12 protein-coding genes are annotated in these 19,876 nt (G+C 67.2%); 6 read left to right on the forward strand and 6 right to left on the reverse strand.

The window, feature by feature from the left end:
* The first annotated feature begins 72 nt into the window (after positions 1 to 72).
* The 5 genes from mqo (at position 73) to AR540_RS25755 (ending at position 8,534) form a co-directional block, all read left to right on the forward strand.
* Positions 73 to 1,719 (forward strand): malate dehydrogenase (quinone), encoded by a 1,647-nt coding sequence (gene mqo, locus AR540_RS14555; protein ID WP_059229922.1) that lies wholly within the window; start codon positions 73 to 75, stop codon positions 1,717 to 1,719.
* 256 nt (positions 1,720 to 1,975) lie between these two features.
* Positions 1,976 to 4,615, forward strand: a complete 2,640-nt coding sequence (locus AR540_RS14560) for an MGH1-like glycoside hydrolase domain-containing protein (RefSeq protein WP_059229923.1) — start codon at positions 1,976 to 1,978, stop codon at positions 4,613 to 4,615.
* A 118-nt stretch (positions 4,616 to 4,733) separates the two neighbouring features.
* Positions 4,734 to 6,116, forward strand: coding sequence for a GGDEF domain-containing protein (locus AR540_RS14565; RefSeq protein ID WP_059229924.1), 1,383 nt, complete (start codon positions 4,734 to 4,736; stop codon positions 6,114 to 6,116).
* A 388-nt stretch (positions 6,117 to 6,504) separates the two neighbouring features.
* A complete protein-coding gene (locus AR540_RS14570) occupies positions 6,505 to 8,316 on the forward strand; it encodes an ABC transporter ATP-binding protein (RefSeq protein WP_059229925.1) in 1,812 nt (603 codons plus the stop codon).
* A gap of 65 nt (positions 8,317 to 8,381) precedes the next feature.
* Positions 8,382 to 8,534 (forward strand): hypothetical protein, encoded by a 153-nt coding sequence (locus AR540_RS25755; protein WP_177339239.1) that lies wholly within the window; start codon positions 8,382 to 8,384, stop codon positions 8,532 to 8,534.
* A gap of 307 nt (positions 8,535 to 8,841) precedes the next feature.
* Here AR540_RS25755 and treA read toward each other — a convergent pair whose 3' ends face one another.
* The 3 genes from treA to AR540_RS14585 form a co-directional block, all read right to left on the reverse strand.
* A complete protein-coding gene (gene treA / locus AR540_RS14575; protein ID WP_059229926.1) occupies positions 8,842 to 10,488 on the reverse strand; it encodes an alpha,alpha-trehalase TreA in 1,647 nt (548 codons plus the stop codon).
* A 98-nt stretch (positions 10,489 to 10,586) separates the two neighbouring features.
* Positions 10,587 to 12,500: a hybrid sensor histidine kinase/response regulator gene (locus tag AR540_RS14580; RefSeq protein ID WP_059229927.1), complete on the reverse strand. Its 1,914-nt coding sequence runs from the start codon at positions 12,498 to 12,500 to the stop codon at positions 10,587 to 10,589.
* 123 nt (positions 12,501 to 12,623) lie between these two features.
* Positions 12,624 to 16,049 (reverse strand): AAA family ATPase, encoded by a 3,426-nt coding sequence (locus AR540_RS14585; protein ID WP_059229928.1) that lies wholly within the window; start codon positions 16,047 to 16,049, stop codon positions 12,624 to 12,626.
* A 170-nt stretch (positions 16,050 to 16,219) separates the two neighbouring features.
* Between AR540_RS14585 and AR540_RS25645 the strand changes: the two genes are divergently transcribed.
* Positions 16,220 to 16,357 (forward strand): hypothetical protein, encoded by a 138-nt coding sequence (locus AR540_RS25645; protein WP_160328344.1) that lies wholly within the window; start codon positions 16,220 to 16,222, stop codon positions 16,355 to 16,357.
* A 42-nt stretch (positions 16,358 to 16,399) separates the two neighbouring features.
* Here the strand turns inward: AR540_RS25645 and AR540_RS14590 are convergent, their stop codons facing one another.
* The 3 genes from AR540_RS14590 to AR540_RS14600 all read right to left on the reverse strand — a co-directional run bounded on the left by AR540_RS14590 (position 16,400) and on the right by AR540_RS14600 (position 19,777).
* Complete coding sequence (locus AR540_RS14590) at positions 16,400 to 17,575, reverse strand: zinc-dependent alcohol dehydrogenase (protein ID WP_059229929.1); 1,176 nt, start codon at positions 17,573 to 17,575, stop codon at positions 16,400 to 16,402.
* Positions 17,575 to 18,414, reverse strand: a complete 840-nt coding sequence (locus tag AR540_RS14595) for an SRPBCC family protein (RefSeq protein WP_059229930.1) — start codon at positions 18,412 to 18,414, stop codon at positions 17,575 to 17,577. The genes AR540_RS14590 and AR540_RS14595 overlap by 1 nt, the downstream gene beginning before the upstream one ends.
* 157 nt (positions 18,415 to 18,571) lie before the next feature.
* On the reverse strand, positions 18,572 to 19,777 hold the full coding sequence (locus tag AR540_RS14600) for an MFS transporter (RefSeq protein ID WP_236712072.1): 1,206 nt from the start codon (positions 19,775 to 19,777) through the stop codon (positions 18,572 to 18,574).
* Between the last annotated feature and the right edge of the window lie 99 nt (positions 19,778 to 19,876).

The following is a 19,876-nucleotide window of genomic DNA, read 5'->3' on the forward strand; positions in this document are numbered from 1 at the left end:
CCATGTGCCATGGTGCCGCACCGCACCGAAACTCGATAAGCAGACCCCAGCTTCTATCGATTGAGAGACCACATGTTGAAGAAAATGACTGGCGCGCTGCTCGGCGTGGCTATCGCTTCCGCCCTGGGCACCGCCCACGCGGACGACGTCAAGAAAGTCGACGTCCTGCTGATCGGCGGCGGCATCATGAGCAACACCTTGGGCATCTGGCTGAACGAGCTGGAGCCGAGCTGGACCATGGAAATGGTCGAGCGCCTGGACCAGGTCGCCGAAGAAAGCTCCAACGGCTGGAACAACGCCGGTACTGGCCACTCCGCCCTGGCCGAGCTGAACTACACCCCCGAAGACAAGGACGGCAAGGTCAGCATCTCCAAGGCCATCGAGATCAACGAGGCCTTCCAGGTGTCCCGCCAGTTCTGGTCCTGGCAGGTGAAGAACGGCGTCCTCAAGGACCCGAAGAGCTTCATCAACAGCACCCCGCACATGAGCTTCGTCTGGGGTGACGACAACATCGCCTTCCTCAAGAAGCGCTACGAAGCCCTCAAGGCCAGCCCGCTGTTCTCCGGCATGCAGTATTCCGAGGACCCGGCGCAGATCAAGCAGTGGGTCCCGCTGATGATGGAAGGCCGTGATCCCCAGCAGAAGGTCGCCGCCACCTGGAGCCCGCTGGGCACCGACGTGAACTTTGGCGAGATCACCCGCCAGTTCGCCGGCTACCTGCAGACCAAGCCCAACTTCAAGCTGAACCTGTCCAGCGAAGTCGAGAACATCACCCGCAATGCCGATGGCAGCTGGCGCGTTGAGTACAAGAACCTCAAGGACGGCAAGAAGACCGAGACCGACGCCAAGTTCGTCTTCATCGGCGCCGGCGGCGGTGCCCTGCACCTGCTGCAGAAGTCCGGCATCCCCGAAGCCAACGACTACGCCGGCTTCCCGGTGGGCGGTTCCTTCCTGGTCACCGACAATCCCGCGATCGCCCAGCAGCACCTGGCCAAGGCCTATGGCAAGGCCTCGGTCGGCGCGCCGCCGATGTCGGTCCCGCACCTGGACACCCGCATGCTCGATGGCAAGCGTGTGATCCTGTTCGGGCCCTTCGCCACCTTCTCCACCAAGTTCCTCAAGCAGGGCTCCTACCTCGACCTGCTGACCAGCACCAACACCCACAACGCCTGGCCGATGGTCCGCGTGGGCGTGGCCGAGTACCCGCTGGTGGAATACCTCGCCGGCCAGCTGATGCTGTCTGATGACGACCGCCTGGCGGCGCTGCGCGAATACTTCCCCAATGCCAAGAAGGAAGACTGGCGCCTGTGGCAGGCCGGTCAGCGTGTGCAGATCATCAAGCGTGACGCCGACAAGGGTGGCGTGCTGAAGCTGGGCACCGAGATCGTCGCGGCCAAGGACGGCAGCATCGCCGGCCTGCTGGGCGCCTCCCCGGGTGCCTCCACCGCCGCGCCCATCATGCTGAGCGTGCTGGAGAAGGTGTTCAAGGACAAGGTCGCCACACCCGAGTGGCAGGCCAAGCTGCACCAGATCGTGCCCAGCTACGGCACCAAGCTGAACAGCGATCCCGCGCGCGTGCAGCAGGAGTGGAACTACACCGCCGAGGTGCTGCAACTGGCTACCCCGCCGGTCGCCACCGCTGCCCAGAACGCCGATGCCAAGGCCACTGCCGGTGCCGCTCCGCGCGCGGAAAAGGCCGCCAACGACATGGCCCTCTGATCGCCTGTCGACCCGGCTCCCCCGCCGGGTCGCGCCAGACGCACGAGCCCCACCCCGATCCGGGCGTGGGGCTTTTTTTCGCCCCGGATCGGTCGCTGGGTACGCCAGGCGCAGTGCTGTGACGGAAACCGCAAGGACGTGAATTTTTCAGCGCCATCAGGCACTAAAAGTGCAACGACGCGCCAGCGAGAGCCTTTGCACGCCACAATGGTGTTCTATTCTCGAGCCCTAACCGTTACCTGACTCTGGAGACACGATGACGGCACATCCCGCCCCGGGCATCCTGCATACCCGTGAAGGCCAGCGCCTGGCCGACAGCGACGCCGCCGCCTGGCGCCAATGGGGCCCCTACCTGAGCGAACGCCAGTGGGCCACGGTCCGTGAAGACTACAGCGCCGACGGCGATGCCTGGCGCTACTTTCCCCACGATCATGCCCGCAGCCGTGCCTATCGCTGGGGCGAGGACGGTCTCGCCGGCTTCTGCGATCAGGCCCAACAATGGTGCCTGGGCATCGCCCTGTGGAACGAACGCGACCCCTTCCTCAAGGAACGCCTGTTCGGCCTGACCAACGCCGAAGGCAACCACGGCGAGGACGTCAAGGAGCTCTACTTCTACCTCGACGGCGTGCCGAGCCATGCCTACCAGAAGATGCTCTACAAGTATCCCCATGCGGCCTTCCCCTATGCCCAACTGGTGGAAGAGAACGCCCGGCGCGGCCTGGAGGATCGCGAATACGAGCTCCTCGATACCGGCGTCTTCGAGCAGGACCGCTACTTCGACGTCACCGTCGAATACGCCAAGCACACCCCCGACGACATCCTCATGCGGGTGACCATGGAGAACCGCGGCGCCGAACGGGCCCGCCTCCATGTATTGCCGCAGGTCTGGTCGCGCAACACCTGGGCCTGGACCGGGACCCCGCCGCGCTCCATGCTCAGCCTGGAAGGCGAGCAGGTCCGCGCCAGCTACTTCGACCGGCCCGACCTGGTCGTCAGCGCCTGGGGCCCGCAGGACGTCGAGTGGCTGTTCTGCAACAACGAAACCAACCTGCCCCGTCTCACCGGCGAGCCCGCCGAGGGCCCCTTCAAGGACGGCATCAACGACTACGTGGTCAAGGGCGCCCGAGAAGCGGTCCGCCGTGACTTCGGCAGCAAGGCCGCGGCCCATTTCGCCGTGGAACTGGACGGCGGCGCCACGGCGGTGGTCTACCTGCGCCTGGCACCCACCAGCGCCCTCGCGGTGGATGCCGAGGCGATCTTCGCCGAGCGCATCGCCGAGGCCGATGCCTTCTACGCCGCCCTGCAGGAAAAGATCGCCGACCCCGACGCCCGCCTGGTGCAGCGCCAGGCCCTGGCCGGCCTGCTGTGGTCCAAGCAGCTCTACTATTTCGAGGTGAATCGCTGGCTCAACGGCGATCCCGCCCAACCCACTCCGCCGAAACAGCGCGAGGGCATCCGCAACGGCCACTGGCGGCACCTGCTCAACTTCGACATAGTCTCCATGCCGGACAAGTGGGAGTACCCCTGGTACGCCTCCTGGGACCTCGCCTTCCAGGCGGTGGCCTATGCCCTGATCGATCCCGGCTTCGCCAAGCAGCAACTGCTGCTGCTGGTGAAGGACAGGTTCATGCACCCCAATGGCCAGCTGCCGGCCTACGAGTGGAATTTCGAGGACGCCAACCCGCCGGTGCACGCCTGGGCCACCTGGCACGTCTATCTGCAGGAGAAATCCCTCACCGGCGTCGGTGACCGCGTCTTCCTCGAGCGGGTCTTCCACAAGCTGCTGCTGAATTTCTCCTGGTGGATCAACCGCAAGGACGCCGAGGGCCGCAATATCTTCCAGGGCGGCTTCCTCGGCCTGGACAACATCGCCCTGTTCGACCGTTCGGCGCCGCTGCCGCCGGGCTATCACCTGGACCAGGCCGACGGCACCGCCTGGATGGCCGCCTATGCCCTCGACCTGATGCGCATCGCCCTGGAGCTGGCCAAGGAAAACCCGGTCTACGTCGACCTCGGCATCAAGTTCTTCGAGCACTTCCTGCACATCGCCAACGCCATCAACCACAGCGACGATCGTGAGGACGGCCTCTGGGACGAGCAGGACGAATTCTTCTACGACGTCCTGCACAAGCCGGATGGCAGCGCCGAGCCGCTGCGCCTGAGATCCATCGTCGGTCTCATCCCGCTGTTCGCCGTGCAGGTCCTGGAACAGCGCGAACACGAGGGCCTGCCCGGCCTGGGCGGTCGCCTGCGCGGTTTCCTGCGGCAGCGTCCGGATCTCGCCCGCCTGGTCTCCCGCTGGACCGAACCCGGCCAGGGCAATAGATTCCTGCTGTCGCTGCTGCGCGGCCATCGCACCAAGCTGCTGCTCAAGCGCATGCTGGACGACGATGAATTCCTCTCGGACTACGGCATCCGCTCCCTGTCCAAGGCCCACGAGCAGCAGCCCTTCGAGATGCGCCAGGCCGACGGCAACCTGCTCAGCGCCCGTTACCAGCCGGCCGAGTCGGATTCGCGCCTGTACGGCGGCAACTCCAACTGGCGCGGCCCGCTATGGATGCCGATCAACTACATGCTCATCGAGTCGCTGCACGAGTTCCACCGCTACTACGCCGACAACTTCTCGGTGGAATACCCCAGTGGCTCGGGCTACCTGGCCAATCTGGAAGAGGTCGCCGTTGGCCTCAGCGAGCGCCTGACCCGGCTCTTCCTCAAGGATGCCGACGGCAAGCGGCCGAGCATGGTGGACTATCCGCAACTGCAGAACGACCCGCGCAGTCGCGACCTGGTGCTGTTCCACGAATACTTCCACGGCGAGAACGGCCGCGGGCTCGGCGCCTCCCACCAGACCGGCTGGAGTGCCCTGGTCGCCCTCCTGCTGCAACCGCGGCGATAGAGGGGCCCGGCGGGCTCGCCGTTGCGCAGATCTCGCCACGATTTGCGCAGCCGGTGCGGCTTTCCTGGCCGGGCATGGGTACTATGCTCCAGACAGGACACCGTTCTCGCGAGCTTGCATGACCCCATTCGACGACGCCCGACGTCTCCACGCCCTGAGTGAGCTGCGGATTCTCGACAGTGGCGTGGAGTCCGCCTACGAGGATCTCGTGGCCTTGGCTTGCCAGCTCACCCGAGCGCCGGTGGCCTTCGTCACCCTGGCGGATCGGGATCGGCTCTGGTTCAAGGCCTGCCAGGGCCTGGTGATGAACGAGGTTCCGGTCGAGTCTTCGCTGTGTCACCTGGCGATCCTCACACCTCGGCAGCCCTTCATCGTGGAAGACCTGCGCAGCGATCCCCGTGTCGCTCACCTTGCGGTGGCGCCAGGGATGGAGAGGATGCGGGCCTACCTGGGGGTCCCCCTGCTCGCCCCCCTGGGCATCGCCCTCGGCACGCTCTGCGTACTGGACGACCGGGTACGGCGCTTCGAGACCGACCAGATCGAGAGCCTGCAGCGCCTGGCACGGCAGATCACGCTATTGCTGCAGCAGCGCGAAACCCTGAATCGGCTGGAAGAGCTGGATATCAATTTTTCCGCCTTCATGAACAATGGCCCCTTCGTCGCCTACATCAAGGATCGCGACTGGCACTACTCCTATGTCAACGAACCTTGCCTGCAACAGCTGGGGCTGACGCGCGACGACATTCTCGGCAAGGACGACTTCACCCTCTGGCCGGAGGCCGCGCCCCGCCTGCGCGAGATGGACGAACAGGTGATGCGCGAACTCAAGCCGAGCCGGCAGATCGAGCGCCTCGTCACCCCCGATGGCCGCCACTTCTTCTGGCAGTCCTACAAGTTTCCCCTGGCAACCCGCCACGGTATCGCCCTGGCGGGCCTCTCGGTGGACGTCACCGAACATATCGAGCAGCAGCACCTGCTGGAAGCCTCCCAGCGGCAATTGCTGGACATGATGAAGGCCGCCGAGCAGCGGAGCGTCACGGATGCCTTGACCGGCCTCTACAACCGTCGCGCCTTCGACCTGCATCTGGCGGAACAGCTCCAGCGCGCCGAGGAAGGTACCCGGCCGCTGTCCATGCTGCTGATCGACGTGGATCACTTCAAGGCCTACAACGACGCCTATGGGCACCCCGTAGGCGACGCCGCCCTGCAGGACATCGCCCGCCTGCTGCTGCAGAGTTGCCGGGATGGCGACGCCAGCTTCCGCTACGGCGGCGAGGAATTCGCCATCCTGCTACCGGGTGCCGATGGCGTGGCTGCCCAGCAGGTGGCCGAGCGCTGTCGCCTGGTGGTGGCCCAGCATCCCTGGTCACGGCGCCCGATCACTCTGAGTCTCGGCGTGGCGACCCATCAACCTGGCATGACCGCCTACGACCTCACCGAGGCGGCCGACCAGGCGCTTTACGCGGCCAAGGCCGCAGGGCGCAATCGCGTGGCTGGCTGAGCGTCCCGGCACTTCTTGATAGTGATTCTGCACCGCTCCGGTTGGACAGCGAGTGCATGGCGAAGATCTCCTGAGAAAGCGTCCGCACTGTGCTGCCTGGGCCATCGTCGTGCCTCCTTCACATGGAGGATGAGCGACAGCAAAAAACCCGCCGAAGCGGGTTCTCTGTTGCGACCATCCCAACGTCCTGTCAGGCGCCATCCTGGCCTGGTCATCATCCTTGACCTCTGGGCTGCGCATCCTGCGCGGCTGATGGAAGTAGAGTACGCAACCCGCGTCGAGGCGAACATGGCCAGGTGACAGCACCTCGTGTAAGCCTTTTGCCATACCGTCGGGAACGTCGCGCCCGACGCCCCCACTAACGCTGACCTCCGTCGAAGATCTCCTCATGGCCCTCTCCACCTCTTTCGCCATCGTCCAACTGCAGATGCGCCGCGCGGCTCGCCTGGTCTGGAGCACTTCGCCGGCCCTGCTGATCGGGCTGGTACTGGCCACCCTGGTGGCGGGCCTGCTGCCGGCGCTGGCCGCCTGGCTGGGGCAGCGCATCGTCGATGCGGTGGTGGCGGCCATGCGGCTGCATACCGAGCAAGGCCAGGCGCCGCTGTGGCCGGTGCTGAAATTCGTCCTGGCCGAAGCCGGGGTGCTGGCGGCCCTCGCCGCAGCGCAACGACTCCTGTCGGTGCAGCAATCGCTATTGCGGGTACGCCTGGGGCAAACGGTGAACCTGCTGATCCTGGAAAAGGCCCAGACCCTGTCGCTGGCGCAGTTCGAGGATGCCGACTTCTACGACAAGCTGGTGCGAGCAAGGCGCGAGGCCTCGGTGCGGCCGCTGGCCCTGGTGACCAAGTCCCTCACCTTGCTGCAGAACCTCATCTCCCTGGTGAGCTTCGCCGTGCTGCTGGTGCACTTCTCGCCCTGGGCCCTGCTCCTGCTGGTGGTAGGTGCCCTGCCGGTGTTCCTTGCCGAGGCGCGCTTCTCGGGTGACGCCTTCCGTCTGTTCAGTCGCCGCGCGCCCGAGACCCGCCGCCAGACCTACCTGGAAACGCTGCTCTCCCACGAGGCCTATATCAAGGAGGTCAAGCTGTTCGGCCTCGCGCCGCTGCTGCTGGAGCGCTACCGCAGCACCTTCGCCAAGCTCTATGCCGAGGACCGGCGCCTCACCCTCAGACGCGACGGCTGGGGCTTCGTCTTCGGCCTGCTGGGTACCCTGGCCTTCTACGTCGCCTATGCCTGGGTGGTGCTGGACACCGTGCGCGGTCGCCTGAGCCTGGGCCAGATGACCCTCTACCTCACCCTGTTCCGCCAGGGCCAGGCCGCGGTCAGCGCCAGCCTTACCGCCCTCGGCGGGCTCTATGAGGATAGCCTCTACCTGAGCAACCTCTACGACTATCTCGGCCAGCCGACCACCGCCGAGGGAGGCAGCCTGACCGCGGGCAGCCAGCCCGGCGACGGCCTGAGATTCGAGGGGGTCGGTTTCACCTACCCGGGCGCCACGACAGCGACTCTGAAGGACATCAGCTTTCACCTGGCACCGGGCCAGAGCCTGGCGCTGGTGGGCGCCAACGGCTCGGGCAAGACCACCCTGATCAAGCTGCTGACTCGCCTCCATGCGCCGACCCAGGGCCGCATCCTGCTCGATGGCAGCGACCTGCAGGACTGGCAGCCGGCGGCCCTGCACCGGCGCATCGGGGTGATCTTCCAGGACTTCATCCGCTACCAGCTGACCGCCGGGGAAAACCTGGGCGTGGGTGATACGGCCGCCTTCGCCGACGAGGCACGCTGGCACAAGGCGGCGGCCCAGGGCCTGGCCGACGAGGTCATCGCCGGCTTGCGCGAGGGCTACCAGACGCAACTCGGCCGCTGGTTCATGGGTGGGCAGGAGCTGTCCGGCGGGCAGTGGCAGAAGATTGCCCTGTCGCGGGCCTATATGCGTGAAGAGGCCGACATCCTGGTGCTGGACGAACCCACCGCCGCGCTGGATGCCGCCGCCGAAGCGGTGATCTTCGAACGCTTCCGCGCCCAGGCGCAGCAGCGCATGACCCTGCTGATCTCGCACCGTTTCTCCAGCGTGCGCAACGCCGACCAGATCCTGGTACTGGAAGACGGCGAGATCCGCGAGCGAGGGGATCACGAGCAGTTGCTGGCCGGTGGTGGCCGCTATGCCCAGCTGTTCGACCTGCAGGCGCGGGGCTATCGCTGATCGCCGGTGGCGAACTTCGCATGGAGGGCTCTGCCCAAGGCTTAACAACCACTCGCGGAGGCCACATGAACGATCAAATCAAGGAAAACCCCGACGACCTGGACATCGATCCGGACATCGCGCCCGATCCCGAAGAGCCCGTAGGCGAGGATCCGGCAGAAAAGCCGGTCGAGGAGCGCCTGCCGCAGAAGAATCCACGCAATCCGGAGTACAGCTGATGAACGTCATCATGCCGCTGCCAGAGGATGAAGATCCCGATGGCCTGCACCCGGCGGAGCTGCCCGCCGACGAGGACGATGCGCCACCGGTGGATCCGCTGTGATATCGGATGTCCGGAGCCTGGTTTCCCTCACCCTAGCCCGCTCCCAAAGGGAGAGAGGGCGGATTCGGTGGCAGCGATGACACTGCCCCACCGATCAGCTTCGGAAAGCTGATCGGTGGGTTCCGGGATCAGGCTGGGCACCGTTGGGGCAGCCGGACTCCCCCCTCACGAAAAGGTCCGCCGTCGCGGACCTTTTCCTTGGCTCACAGGGCGCCGGATTGCGGCTTGCCATAGAGCTCGAGCAGCTTGAGCGTCACGCCATTGGTCCAGCCGAAGCCGTCCTGCAGCTCGTACTCGCCGCCGCCGCCGCCCTGGCCGCCGGTGAGGTCGTATTTCTCCACCAGCTTCTGTTCCCGGGCATAGAGGTTCTGCACCTGGGTGAGGAAGCGGGTGCCGATGTCCGCGGCCAGCCTGTTCTGCTGGTAGCGACGCAGGCCGTCGACGGCGACCCACTGCAGCGGTGCCCAGCCGTTGGGTTCATCCCACTGCTGGCCGGTCTTGACCGTGGTGGTGGCGATGCCGCCGGGACGCAGCAGCTGGTTCGCGACCGTGGCCGCGGTCTGGTCGGCGCTGCTCTGGCTGGCGAGACCGACGAACAGCGGGAACAGGGTAGCGGCGGTGACCTTGTCGGTCCGGCGCTTGGCCTGCCAGTCGAAGTCGGTGTAGTAGCCGGCCGGATTCCACAGGTAGCGGTCGATGGCCTGTTGGCGGGTCTTGGCCTTCTGGCTGTAGGCCTGGACGCAGCTGGCTTCACCGGTCTTCTCGCAGGCCTTGGCGATGGTCTGCTCCAGGTGATACAGCAGGCTGTTCAGGTCCACCGGAGCGATGGCGGTGGTGCGGATGGTCGCCAGGGTCTTGCCGTCACCGAGCCAGCGCGAGGAGAAGTCCCAGCCGCTCTCGGCACCGGCGCGCAGGTCGCGATAGACCTCGCCAGCGGGACGGCCCTTGGCCTGGGCCGCGGTGGCCAGGTCCTCCATGTAGGACTCCTGGCGCGGGGTATCGCTGGCGTCCCAGTAGCGATTGAGCAGGGTGCCATCGGCCAGCTTGACCACATGGGCATTGGCCTGGCCGGCCTGGAGCCCCTGGGCGCCGGCCATCCAGTAGGCGTATTCCTTCTGTAGCTGCGGCAGGTAGCGGCGATAGGCCGAATCCCCTTCCAGGCTGGCCTGGAGGTCGACCATGTAGGCGAAGAATGGCGGCTGCGAGCGGCTCAGGTAGTAGCTGCGATTGCCGTTGGGGATGTGGCCGTAGACGTCGATCTCGTTGGCGAAGTTGTCCACCATGTCGCGGACCAGATCGGTGCGTCCATCCTTGGCCAGGCCCAGCAGGGTGAAGTAGGAATCCCAGTAGTAGACCTCGCGGAAGCGACCGCCGGGGACCACGTAGGGTTTGGGCAACGGCAGCAGGCTGCTGTAGGCCGGCACCTCTTCGTAGTGGCGCGTGAGCACCGGCCAGAGGTCCTTCACGTGGGTGGGCAGGTCGGCGCCGGCCTTGGGTGGGTCGGCCTTGATCGGCGCGGATTCCTCGAAGTTGGTGGCGACGAAGGCCTTGAGGTCGAAGCCGGGCTGGTCGCGTTGCGCCAGGTAGTCGCGGCGGATGTCCGCAGGGTTGCGCTTGGGCAGGGCGTCGACGAAATGCTTCTGGTCGCTGAACAGCTTGCCCTGCTGCACCGCGACGAACAGCTCGGGATAGGCCTGGTCCGGCGGCACGGCGCGGGCGCTGCTGGCGTCGCGCCAACTCCAGGTCGGGGTTTCCGGCTTGCTGCCCTCGTGGGCGCAGGCGGCGAGGAAGGCGATGGACAGGGACAGGACGAGCATCCGCGCGGGCGGCGCAGGTGGCAGGCGTTTCATGAAGCGCTCCTTTTCTTGTCGACACGACAGCAGTCGCAACGGGCGTTGCGACACGAAAGGATCGACCCTGGAGGGCCGCGACAGTTCGCCGCGGCGGCTCAGACGCCTGGGCGCAGTCGCTTCACGCAGCGCGCCAGTTCGTCCAGGCCGAAGGGCTTGCCGATGAGTTCGACGCCCTCCTCGGCCAGCTCCGGCAGCATCGCCGGATCGGCCTGGCCGGACAGGTAGAGCACCGGCAGGCCGGGGGTGGTGGCGCGCGCCTGTTCGGCCAGTTGCCGGCCATCCAGCCCGGACAGGCCGAGGCTGGTCACCAGCAGGTCGATGCGCAGGCTGCCCGAGGCGATGAGGGCGACGGCCGTGGCGCTGTCGCTCACCGCCAGGGGGGTGTAGCCCAGCTCGGCGAGGGCCTCGCTGATGATCACCCGCACCTCCCGCTCCTCCTCGACGATCAGGGCGCAGTCACCGGACACCTCCGGCAGCTCCGAGCCTTCGGCAGCGCGAAGTGGCATGGTCACCACGGGCTCGGCCAGCAAACGCGGCAGATAGAGGCTGATGCAGGTACCCTCGCCCAAGACCGAATGGATCTCCACCTGGCCACCGGATTGGCGGACGAAGCCGTAGATCATCGACAGACCGAGGCCGGTACCGCGACCACTGGGCTTGGTGGTGAAGAAGGGTTCGCAGGCGCGCTTGAGGGTGTCGGCGTCCATCCCGGTACCGGTATCGCAGACCTGGATACGGACGAAGTCGCCCTCCAGCGTCTCGGGCGAGAGGGCAACGCTCAGGGGTCCCTGGACGTTCCCCACGCGGATGCTCAGGCTGCCGCCCTCGGGCATGGCGTCCCGGGCGTTGATGGCGAGGTTGAGAATGGCGTTTTCCAACTGGTGCGGATCGCAGTGCAGCAGCCAGAGGTCCTCGTCCAGCTGGACTTCCTTGCGGATCTTGCGGCCCAGGCTATGGCGCAGCAGTTCGTGCATGCCCTGCACCAGCTGGCCGGCGTCCACCGGCCGGGGTTCCAGTACCTGGCGACGGGCGAAGGCCAGCAGGCGCTGAGTCAGGGCCGCCGCGTTCTCCGCCGAGCGGGTGGCGGTGTCCAGGTAGCGCTCCAGCTCCTGGATGCGCCCCTGCTGCACCCGCCGCCGCATCAGATCGAGCGAGCCGACGATGCCGGTGAGCAGGTTGTTGAAATCGTGGGCGATGCCGCCGGTGAGTTGGCCGATGGCCTCCATCTTCTGCGCCTGGCGCAGCTCTTCCTCCAGCGCCAGCAGCTCCTGGCTGCGTGCCTCGATGCGTACCTCCAGGTTGCGATTGAGTTCGTCCAGCGCCTCGCGGGCGTGTACGGTTTCGGTCACGTCGCGGGAGATGGAGAGGAACTGCAGCGGCAGGCCGTCGTCACCGAGGATCGGCGTCACCACCACGTCCCACCAGCGGCGGGTGCCCTTGGCGGTGGGCGCCAGGCCAGTGAAACGACCGGTGCCGCCCTGGCGTGCCGCCTCGATGGCGGCGAACACCTCGTGGCGCTGCTCTTGCGGCCAGAGATCAGCCCAGGACCGTCCATGGAAAGGCACGAAGTCGTCGATCTCCATCACCACCAGGCCGCCCGGGTTCATGTATTCCAGACAACCTTCGAGGTCGATCAGCTTGATGCAGTCGACGCTGCAGACCATGACACTGCGCTTGAAGGCCTCCCCCTGCCAGAGCTCGGCTTCGTGACGGCGTTGGGCAGTGACGTCGAGCAGCACGCCACCGCTCTCGCGGCGCTGGAACTGCAGGTAGCGTGCCTTGCCATCCTGCCCCAGGCGCCAGGCCTCCCAGCGCTCACCGGCACCGGGCAGCAGCCCTGCCGGTGCCGCGGTGCGGCTTTGCAAGTCGGCCACCAGCTCGGCCAGCGGCAGGCCCCGGGCGAGCCGTTCGGCGTCCCGCTCCAGCATGGCGGCGCAGGCTGCGTCACCCCGCCATTCGGCACGGCTGGCGTCATATTCGAACAGTCCAACGGCAAGGAACTGGGACATGGTGAGGGAGGCCGGTAGGGAAAAAGACGTCACCGCGACGCGGTGAACGGAGCGAACCCGTCTAAATTAACAGTTTTGACGTTTCGCTTCGCCGGCCTTCGACCACTCGCGCAGGAGAAATACTCAATCGGTTGAGCTTTTCTCCACCGCGTAGCGCCGCTCCAGACCGCTGTGCCCCAGCCCGACGCCCTTGCGCACCCTGAGCTGCACCGGAATGCGCTCCTTGAGCGCCTCCACGTGACTGATGATACCGATGGTCTTGCCGCCGGCGTTGAGCTGGTCCAGGGCATCGAGGGCGACTTCCAGGGTCTCGCCGTCGAGGGTGCCGAAGCCTTCGTCGAGGAACAGCGAATCGATGCCGGTACGCTGGCTGACCAGATCCGACAGCGCCAGGGCCAGGGCCAGGCTGACCAGGAAGCTCTCGCCGCCCGACAGGGTGCGAATATCGCGCAGGGCATCGGCCTGCCAGGTGTCGAGGATCTGCAGCTCCAGTTCCGCCGCCTGCCGCCGGATCAGCTGGTAACGACCATGCAAACGCTGGAGTTGCCCATTGGCCAGGTGCACCAGGTGATCCAGGGTCAGCCCCTGGGCGAACTTGCGGAACTTGGCGCCATCGGCCGAGCCGATCAGGCCGTTGAGGTGCTGCCAGAGGTCGTGGTCGCGCTCCTGGGCGGTGATCTCCGCCAGCAGCGCCTGCAGGCCCTCGCGACGGCGTTCGTCGTCACGCAGCGCGGCGCCCACCTCGCCCTGGCGTTGGCCCAGGGTACGCAACTCGGCACTGGCGGCGGCCAGCGCGGTATCCAGCTCGGCGGCGGATCTCTCGGTGAGCGGTTGCGCGCCCAGGGCGGCATGGTGCTGCCGGGCGGCCCCGGCCAGGGCGCGGGCTTCGGCCAGGGTGGTATCCAGGCGCGCCAGTTCGGCGCCCAGGGCGCTGCGCTCGGCGTCGTCCAGCTGCGCGGCGCGCCAGGCCTCGACATCGGCGAAGGCACTGGCGGCCAGGGCCGTCTCCCAGCGGGCGCTGGCTTCCTCGGCCAGCTGCGCCTCCCGGTCCAGTCGCGCGGCCAGCGACAGCCGTGTGCCCTGCAGCGCCGCGCCCTGCTCGCGACAGTCTTCCCAGGCCGCGGTGGCCTCGGTCAGCACGGTCGCCGCCGCGCTCGGCTCGACCGGCGCCGCGGCGATTCCCGCCGCCCGTTCGCGCCAGGTCGCCACCAGCGGCGCCAGGGCGGCCAGGCGCTGCTCTGCGTCGCGCAGGCCCTGCTGCAGTTCCTGGACGCGCTGGCGGTCGGCCTGCCAGGTACGCCATTCCTGATCGCGCAGGGTGAGCCACTCGGCGGCGCGGCTGGGCAGCTCGTAGCCGGCGGCGGCGAGATCCGCGGCGAGCTCGCGCTCGGCCTCGGCCTGCTGGCGCTGCGCCTCCAGCAATTCCTGCGCGCCTTCGCCCAGGCTCTGGCGGGCGCGCTCCCAGGCCGCCTCGGCCAGGGCCAGGCGCTGTTCGGCATCGGCCTGCTGGCGCGCCGCGCGCTGGGCCTCCTGGCGACTCTCCTCGCCCTGCTGGCGCAGGCCGTCCAGGGTGGCCAATACCTGCTGGATGCGGGCCAGCTCGGCGTCCTGCCGACGGCGCAGCTCGGCCACCGCACCGGGTGCCTCGGGGTCGGCGCCCAGGGCCACGCAGCGCTGGCGCCAGAGTTCGCCCAGTTGCTCCAGCTGCTGGCCGGCCTCGGCCTGCTGTTCGCTGGTCTGGTCGAGTTGCGTCTTGAGCGCCACCAGGGTTTCGCCCAGTTCCTTGCCCTCCTGGGTCAAGCGCTCCAGTTCGGTCCTGGCGTCCTGCAGGGCGGTCTGGGTGGCCGAGACGTCCAGGGCAGCGTAGTCGGCCACCGCCGGATGCTCGCGCGAGCCGCACAGCGGGCAGGGTTCATGGGGGCGCAGTTCGGCGCGCTGGGCCTCCAGGCTGCGGATGACCCGCTCCTGTTCGAGCAGTTTTTCCCGCTCGCGGACCTGCTGGGCCACCTCGCGATAGCGACCGCGCAAGACGTCCAGCCGCACCTGCTGCTCGCCATGCTGGCGCTGGCGCTCGCCCTGGCTGCGCGCCAGACGCTCCAGCTGCGTCTGCAGCTGACGGCGACGCTCGACCAACTGGTCCAGTTGGTCGACTTCGTTGACCCGTCCGAGCGCCGCCTGCCAGAGGCCGCGCCAGGCCTTTTCATCGCGGCCGTCCAGGGCGGCCTGCCAGCGCTCGGCCTGGGCCTGCTCCGCTGCCTCGGCCTGGGCTGCCTGGTCGCGCGCCCGCTGCACCGCTACCTGCTGGGCCTCGCGTTCCTCGGCCAGCAGCTGCAGTTGCTGTGTCTGTTCCTCCTGGCGCCGAGTGAGCCGCGCCAGAGCCTCGCCGCGCTCGTCACGCAGCGCCAGCCGGCTGCGCCAGTCACCCAGGCGCTCGCCCAGCTCGGCATGGCGGGTCCGCTCGGCCAGGCTGTCAGCCAGGCGCTGCTGTTCGTCGAGCGTACGTGCCTGTTGCGTCTCGGCCTGGCGCCATTGTTCCAGACTGGCGCCCAGCGCCTGGCCCAGGGCGGCTTCACGGCGAGCGCTCAGGGCCTGCAGGCCCTGGTCGAGCTGCGTCAGTTCGTCACGACTCTGGCGCTCGCGCGCCTGGGCCTCGCGCCAGGCCTGCTCGACCGGCAACAGGCGCGCCGCCGGCTCGGCCGCCGCCAGGCGCTGGCGCCGGGGCTCGGCGGCGTCCCAGGCCTGCTGGGCCTCGGTCAGGCGAGACTCGGCCATCTGCGCCGCGGTCGCCGCCTGTTCCAGCGCAGCGAGCCACTGGCGTTGCGCCTGCCAGGTGGCCAGTTGTTCGCCCAGCTGCACCTCGCGCGCCGCCAGGCTGGCGCCCTCGGCGGTCAGCGCCTGGCGGCGTTCGTCATCCAGGACCTCGACCCCGGCGACGCGCTGGCGCAAGCCTTCCAACACCACCTTGGCCTCCCGCGCCCGCTCGAACACCCGCTGGGAGATCTGGCCGTACACCGCGGTACCGGTGAGCTCCTCCAGCAATTCCGCGCGTTGGCTGGCGCTGGCCTCCAGAAAGGCGGCGAAGCCACCCTGAGCCAGCAGCATGGAGCGGGTGAAGCGCTCGAAATCCAGGCCGGTCAGTTCTTCGGTCAGGCGCAGCTTGTCGCCGGTCTTTTCGGCAAGGATGCTGCCGTCCAGCCTGGCCAATTCGACCTTGGGCGGCTGCAGGGCGCCATCGGCGCGGTCGCGGGCCCGGCGCTGGCTCCAGAAGGCCCGATAGCGCTCGCCACGCACGGCGAATTCCACCTCGGCGAGGCAGTCGCCGGTGTGGCGAGTCATGAGCTCGTTGCTCTCGCCGCCCACCTTGCTCATGCGCGGGGTGCGGTGATAAAGCGCCAGGCAGATGGCATCCAGCAGGGTGGTCTTGCCCGCCCCGGTGGGCCCAGTGATGGCGAACAGGCCGCTGCTGGCGAAGGGTTCGGCGGTGAAGTCGATCTTCCACTCACCCTTGAGGGAATTGAGGTTCTTCAGGCGCAGGGTGAGGATCTTCATCGGGCTTTTCCAGGACGACTCGGCGAACCGCCAATTCTGGCATTGTTGCGCCCGCTCGCCCATGGCAACCGACCACTCGACCTATGGTCGCCCTCGCCGCTGAACTTGCGCCCTCCTCGGCTCTCAACTGGTTACGACCGCTCTGCAACCGCCTTTCGGGAGGAATCCTCGTGCACTCGCCCCTTTCTCCCTTCGATTTCCTCGGCATGCCCATCCTGATCGGCCTGGGCACCCTGGCGCTGGTCAGTTGCAGCGGCGGCCAGCGGGTCGCTGCGCTGGTGCAGTCGCTGGCAAGCGGGTGGGTGTGAACGATAAAAAGCCCGGCGACCTCAGGTTCACCGGGCTGCCCCTCAAGGCATGAACACCGCCCTCATGCAGTTCTTGTCCTTGGACTTGAACAGCTCGTAGCCGTAGGGCGACTCTTCCAGGCTCATCGGGTGGGTGAGCAGGTAGGACGGGTCCAGCTCACCCTGGCGGATGTGCTCGAACAGCCGCTCCACATAGCGCTGCCCCGGTTGCTGACCGGACTTCAGGGTCAGCGCCTTGTTGACGATGGCGCCCATGGGGAACTTGTCGATCACCCCGCCATAGACCCCGATCACCGAGACCGTGCCGCCCTTGCGGCAAGCGCGGATGGCCTGGCGCAGCGCCGAGCCACGTTCGGTGTGCAGCCGCAGCAGTTGCTTGGTCTTGTCGTAGGTGTAGTCGAGCTGGGTGCCATGGGCTTCCATGCCGACGCAATCCAGGCAGCGATCCGGCCCGCGGCCGCCGGTCAGTTCCAGCAGGGCTTCGTGGATGTTGGTGGTCTCGTAGTCGAGGGTGATGGCGCCGGCCTTTTGCGCCGCCAGTTGCAGGCGATCGCTGAAGCGGTCGATGGCGATGACCCGCTCGGCGCCCAGCAGGTAGGCGCTGCGGATGGCCATCTGCCCGACCCCGCCACAGCCCCAGACCGCCACGGTGTCGCCGGGTTGGATGTCGGCGATGTCGGCGGCGTAGTAGCCGGTGGGCACGGCGTCGGAGACGAACACCGCCTGGGCATCGCTGACGCCATCGGGCACCTTGAACAGGTTGACGTCGGCATAGGGCACCCGCACGTAGGTGGCGTGGCTGCCGGCATAGCCGCCGAAGGCGTGGCTATAGCCGAAGATGCCGGTACAGGGCTGCCCATAGGCCAGGTCGGTCAACTCGGGCTTGGGATTGCTGTTGTCGCAGCAGTTGTAATCCTCGCGCTGGCAGTGCTCGCAGTCGCCGCAGCCGATGATGGAGATGGTGATCACCCGGTCGCCGATGGCCAGGCCCTGGTTGCGCAGGCCGCTGCCCAGCTCGACGACCTCGGCAAGGAATTCGTGGCCGATGATGTCGCCGGGCTTCATGGCGGGGACGTAGCCGCCGAGCAGGTGCAGGTCCGAGCCGCACACCGAGGACATGATGACGCGCACGATGGCGTCACGCGGATTGAGGATTTCCGGGTCGGGAACGGTTTCCACCTGCAGATGGTTGGGGGCTTGCCAGGTCAGGGCACGCATCAGTTCGCCCTCCCCGGGGTACCGAGGCCGGCATCGATATCGGCTGGAGGCTCATCGGCCGGCCGGGTGACCGGCGGATGGGTAGGCGCCAGCGGTCGGCCGCTGCGGGTGACCTCGGGCGTGGCAATCTCGCCGGTTTCCAATTGCTGTTTGAGCCGGCGCAGGCCGAGGTTGACCGCCTTGCCGGTGAAGCGGCTGATGCCCTCGGTGACGGCATGGCCGAGCAGACCGGCAGGGGCTTCGCAGGCCAGGACGGCCTGCACCAGGGTGCCACGGCCCTGAGGCGCATCGCTGAAGGTCAGGCTAGCCTTGTGCGCCATAATCGTGCCGGGCACGGTGCTCCAGAGCAGGAATTCGTTGTCGCGCCGCTCGCTCTGTTCCAGGGTCCAGCTGAGGGTACGACCCAGGGGACCGGAGGCGTGCCAGTGGCTGTCACCGTCGGCGCCCAGCTCGATGCGGTCGACGAAGGGCAGCAGCTCGCGCAGGTGTTGCAGGTCGGTGCAGTAGGCGAACACCTCTTCGCGCGGCCGGGCGATGGTCACGCTGCGCTGGATGGCGGTGGGATTGCGCCAGCCCCAACGTTCGCCCAGGGCCTGCTCGAAGGGTGACGGCTGCAGCGCGGCCTTGAGTTCGCAACGCTGCCGTACTCCTCGGCTGAGCGCCATGGCGCCCAGCGCCATCTTCACGCAGCCAGTCAAGCCGCCGCGGCGCAAACCGCCAAGGATCAGCAGGCCGCCGCCCAGCAGGGACACCAGGCGTTCGGTGCCCTGGACGTTGGGCACCTGGTTGTCGGTGCGCTCATGGCGCGTAGCGGCGAGGGGTTGGGATAGGTCGTGCATGGGGTCTCCTCCGGTATGGGTTACATAGAGAGGGTGACCCCATGCCAGCGGAGCTTGTTCCGGTGGGGAAAATCGGTCCGATAGAAGCGTTTCGCTGCGATCAGGCGGGCAATTCGCCGAGAACCTCGCGGTAAAGCCCTTCCAGGCGCGTGCGAGCTCAATCGAGCTGCCGCAGTGCACCTGTCTCCCGCCGGTCGAGCCAGCCGCTCACCAGGGTCAACACCAACCCCACCGCGACGAGGCAGGCTCCTACCCAGGGTGTGGCGCCCAAGCCCAGGCGAGAATCGGCTACCCACCCGCCCATGAGCGCGCCCAGGGCGATGCCGGCATTGGCGGCCGAGACATTGAGTGTAGAGGCGACGTCCACACCGCCCGGCCGATAACGCTGAGCCAGTTGCACCACATACAGCGCCAGGCCCGGGACGTTGCAGAACATCAGCGCGCCCAGGATAGCGAGGGTGAGCGCGGCCCCAGGTACGGACGACGCCGTGAAAGAAAACAGCCAGAGCACCAACGCCTGAGCGGCAAACATCAGCGCCAAGGCCGGTAGTACGGCATCCTCGCTCACCCGTCCGCCCAAGACATTGCCAAGGATCACGGAAACCCCGTAGAGCGCTAGCATCCAAGCAACGCCCGTGGCACTGAAGCCGCTGATGTCGGTCAGGATGTTGGGCAGGTAGGCAAAGGTGACGAAGGTGCCCCCCCAGGCGCAGAAATTCATGCCGAACGCCACTAGCAGGCGACCGCTATTGAGCACCCTGAACTGCTCGCGCAGACCACTGGCGGGAGCAAGCTCGATCCGCCGCGGCAAGCTGACGGCCATCGCCAGCAAAGAAACCAGGCCGAGCGTCGCGATGAACCAGTAAGCCTGGGGCCATCCCAGGCGTTGGCCGATCAGGGTGGCCAGGGGGACGCCTACGGCCACCGCTCCCGTCAGCCCGGCAAACACCAGAGCCACCGCCCAGGCACGGCGGTCAGGGGGCACGAAACTCGCGGCAATGGCCGCGCCGACCCCGAAGAACACCCCATGGGGCAACGCTGACAGAACGCGGGCCAGCAGGAGGACTTCATAGCTGGCGCTGAGAGCCGCCATGACATTGGCCAGCACAAAAAGCGCCATGATCGCCAGCATCAGCGCCTTGCGCGATAGCTCGCCGGTCAGGGCTGCCAAAACGGGAGACCCCAGACTGACGCCCAGCGCATAGCCGCTGACCACCATGCCAGCACGGGCCAGGCTGATCTCGAACTCGGCAGCGATCTGCGGTAGTACGCCAACAGCGGCGTATTCGGTGGTGCCTATGGCGAAGCCACCCACCATCATGGACAACAACGCCGGCAAGGCACGCCGTGGAATAGCGGACATGACAACCCCCTGGGAAAGCGATAGGACGGTGCGTGCCAGACTAGGTAGAAAGAACTCGATGAAATAGCTAGGGTGAGTTCCATTCATTGTTGAAATGGA

Source organism: Pseudomonas sp. EpS/L25 (assembly GCF_001512295.1).
Classification (GTDB): domain Bacteria; phylum Pseudomonadota; class Gammaproteobacteria; order Pseudomonadales; family Pseudomonadaceae; genus Chryseomonas.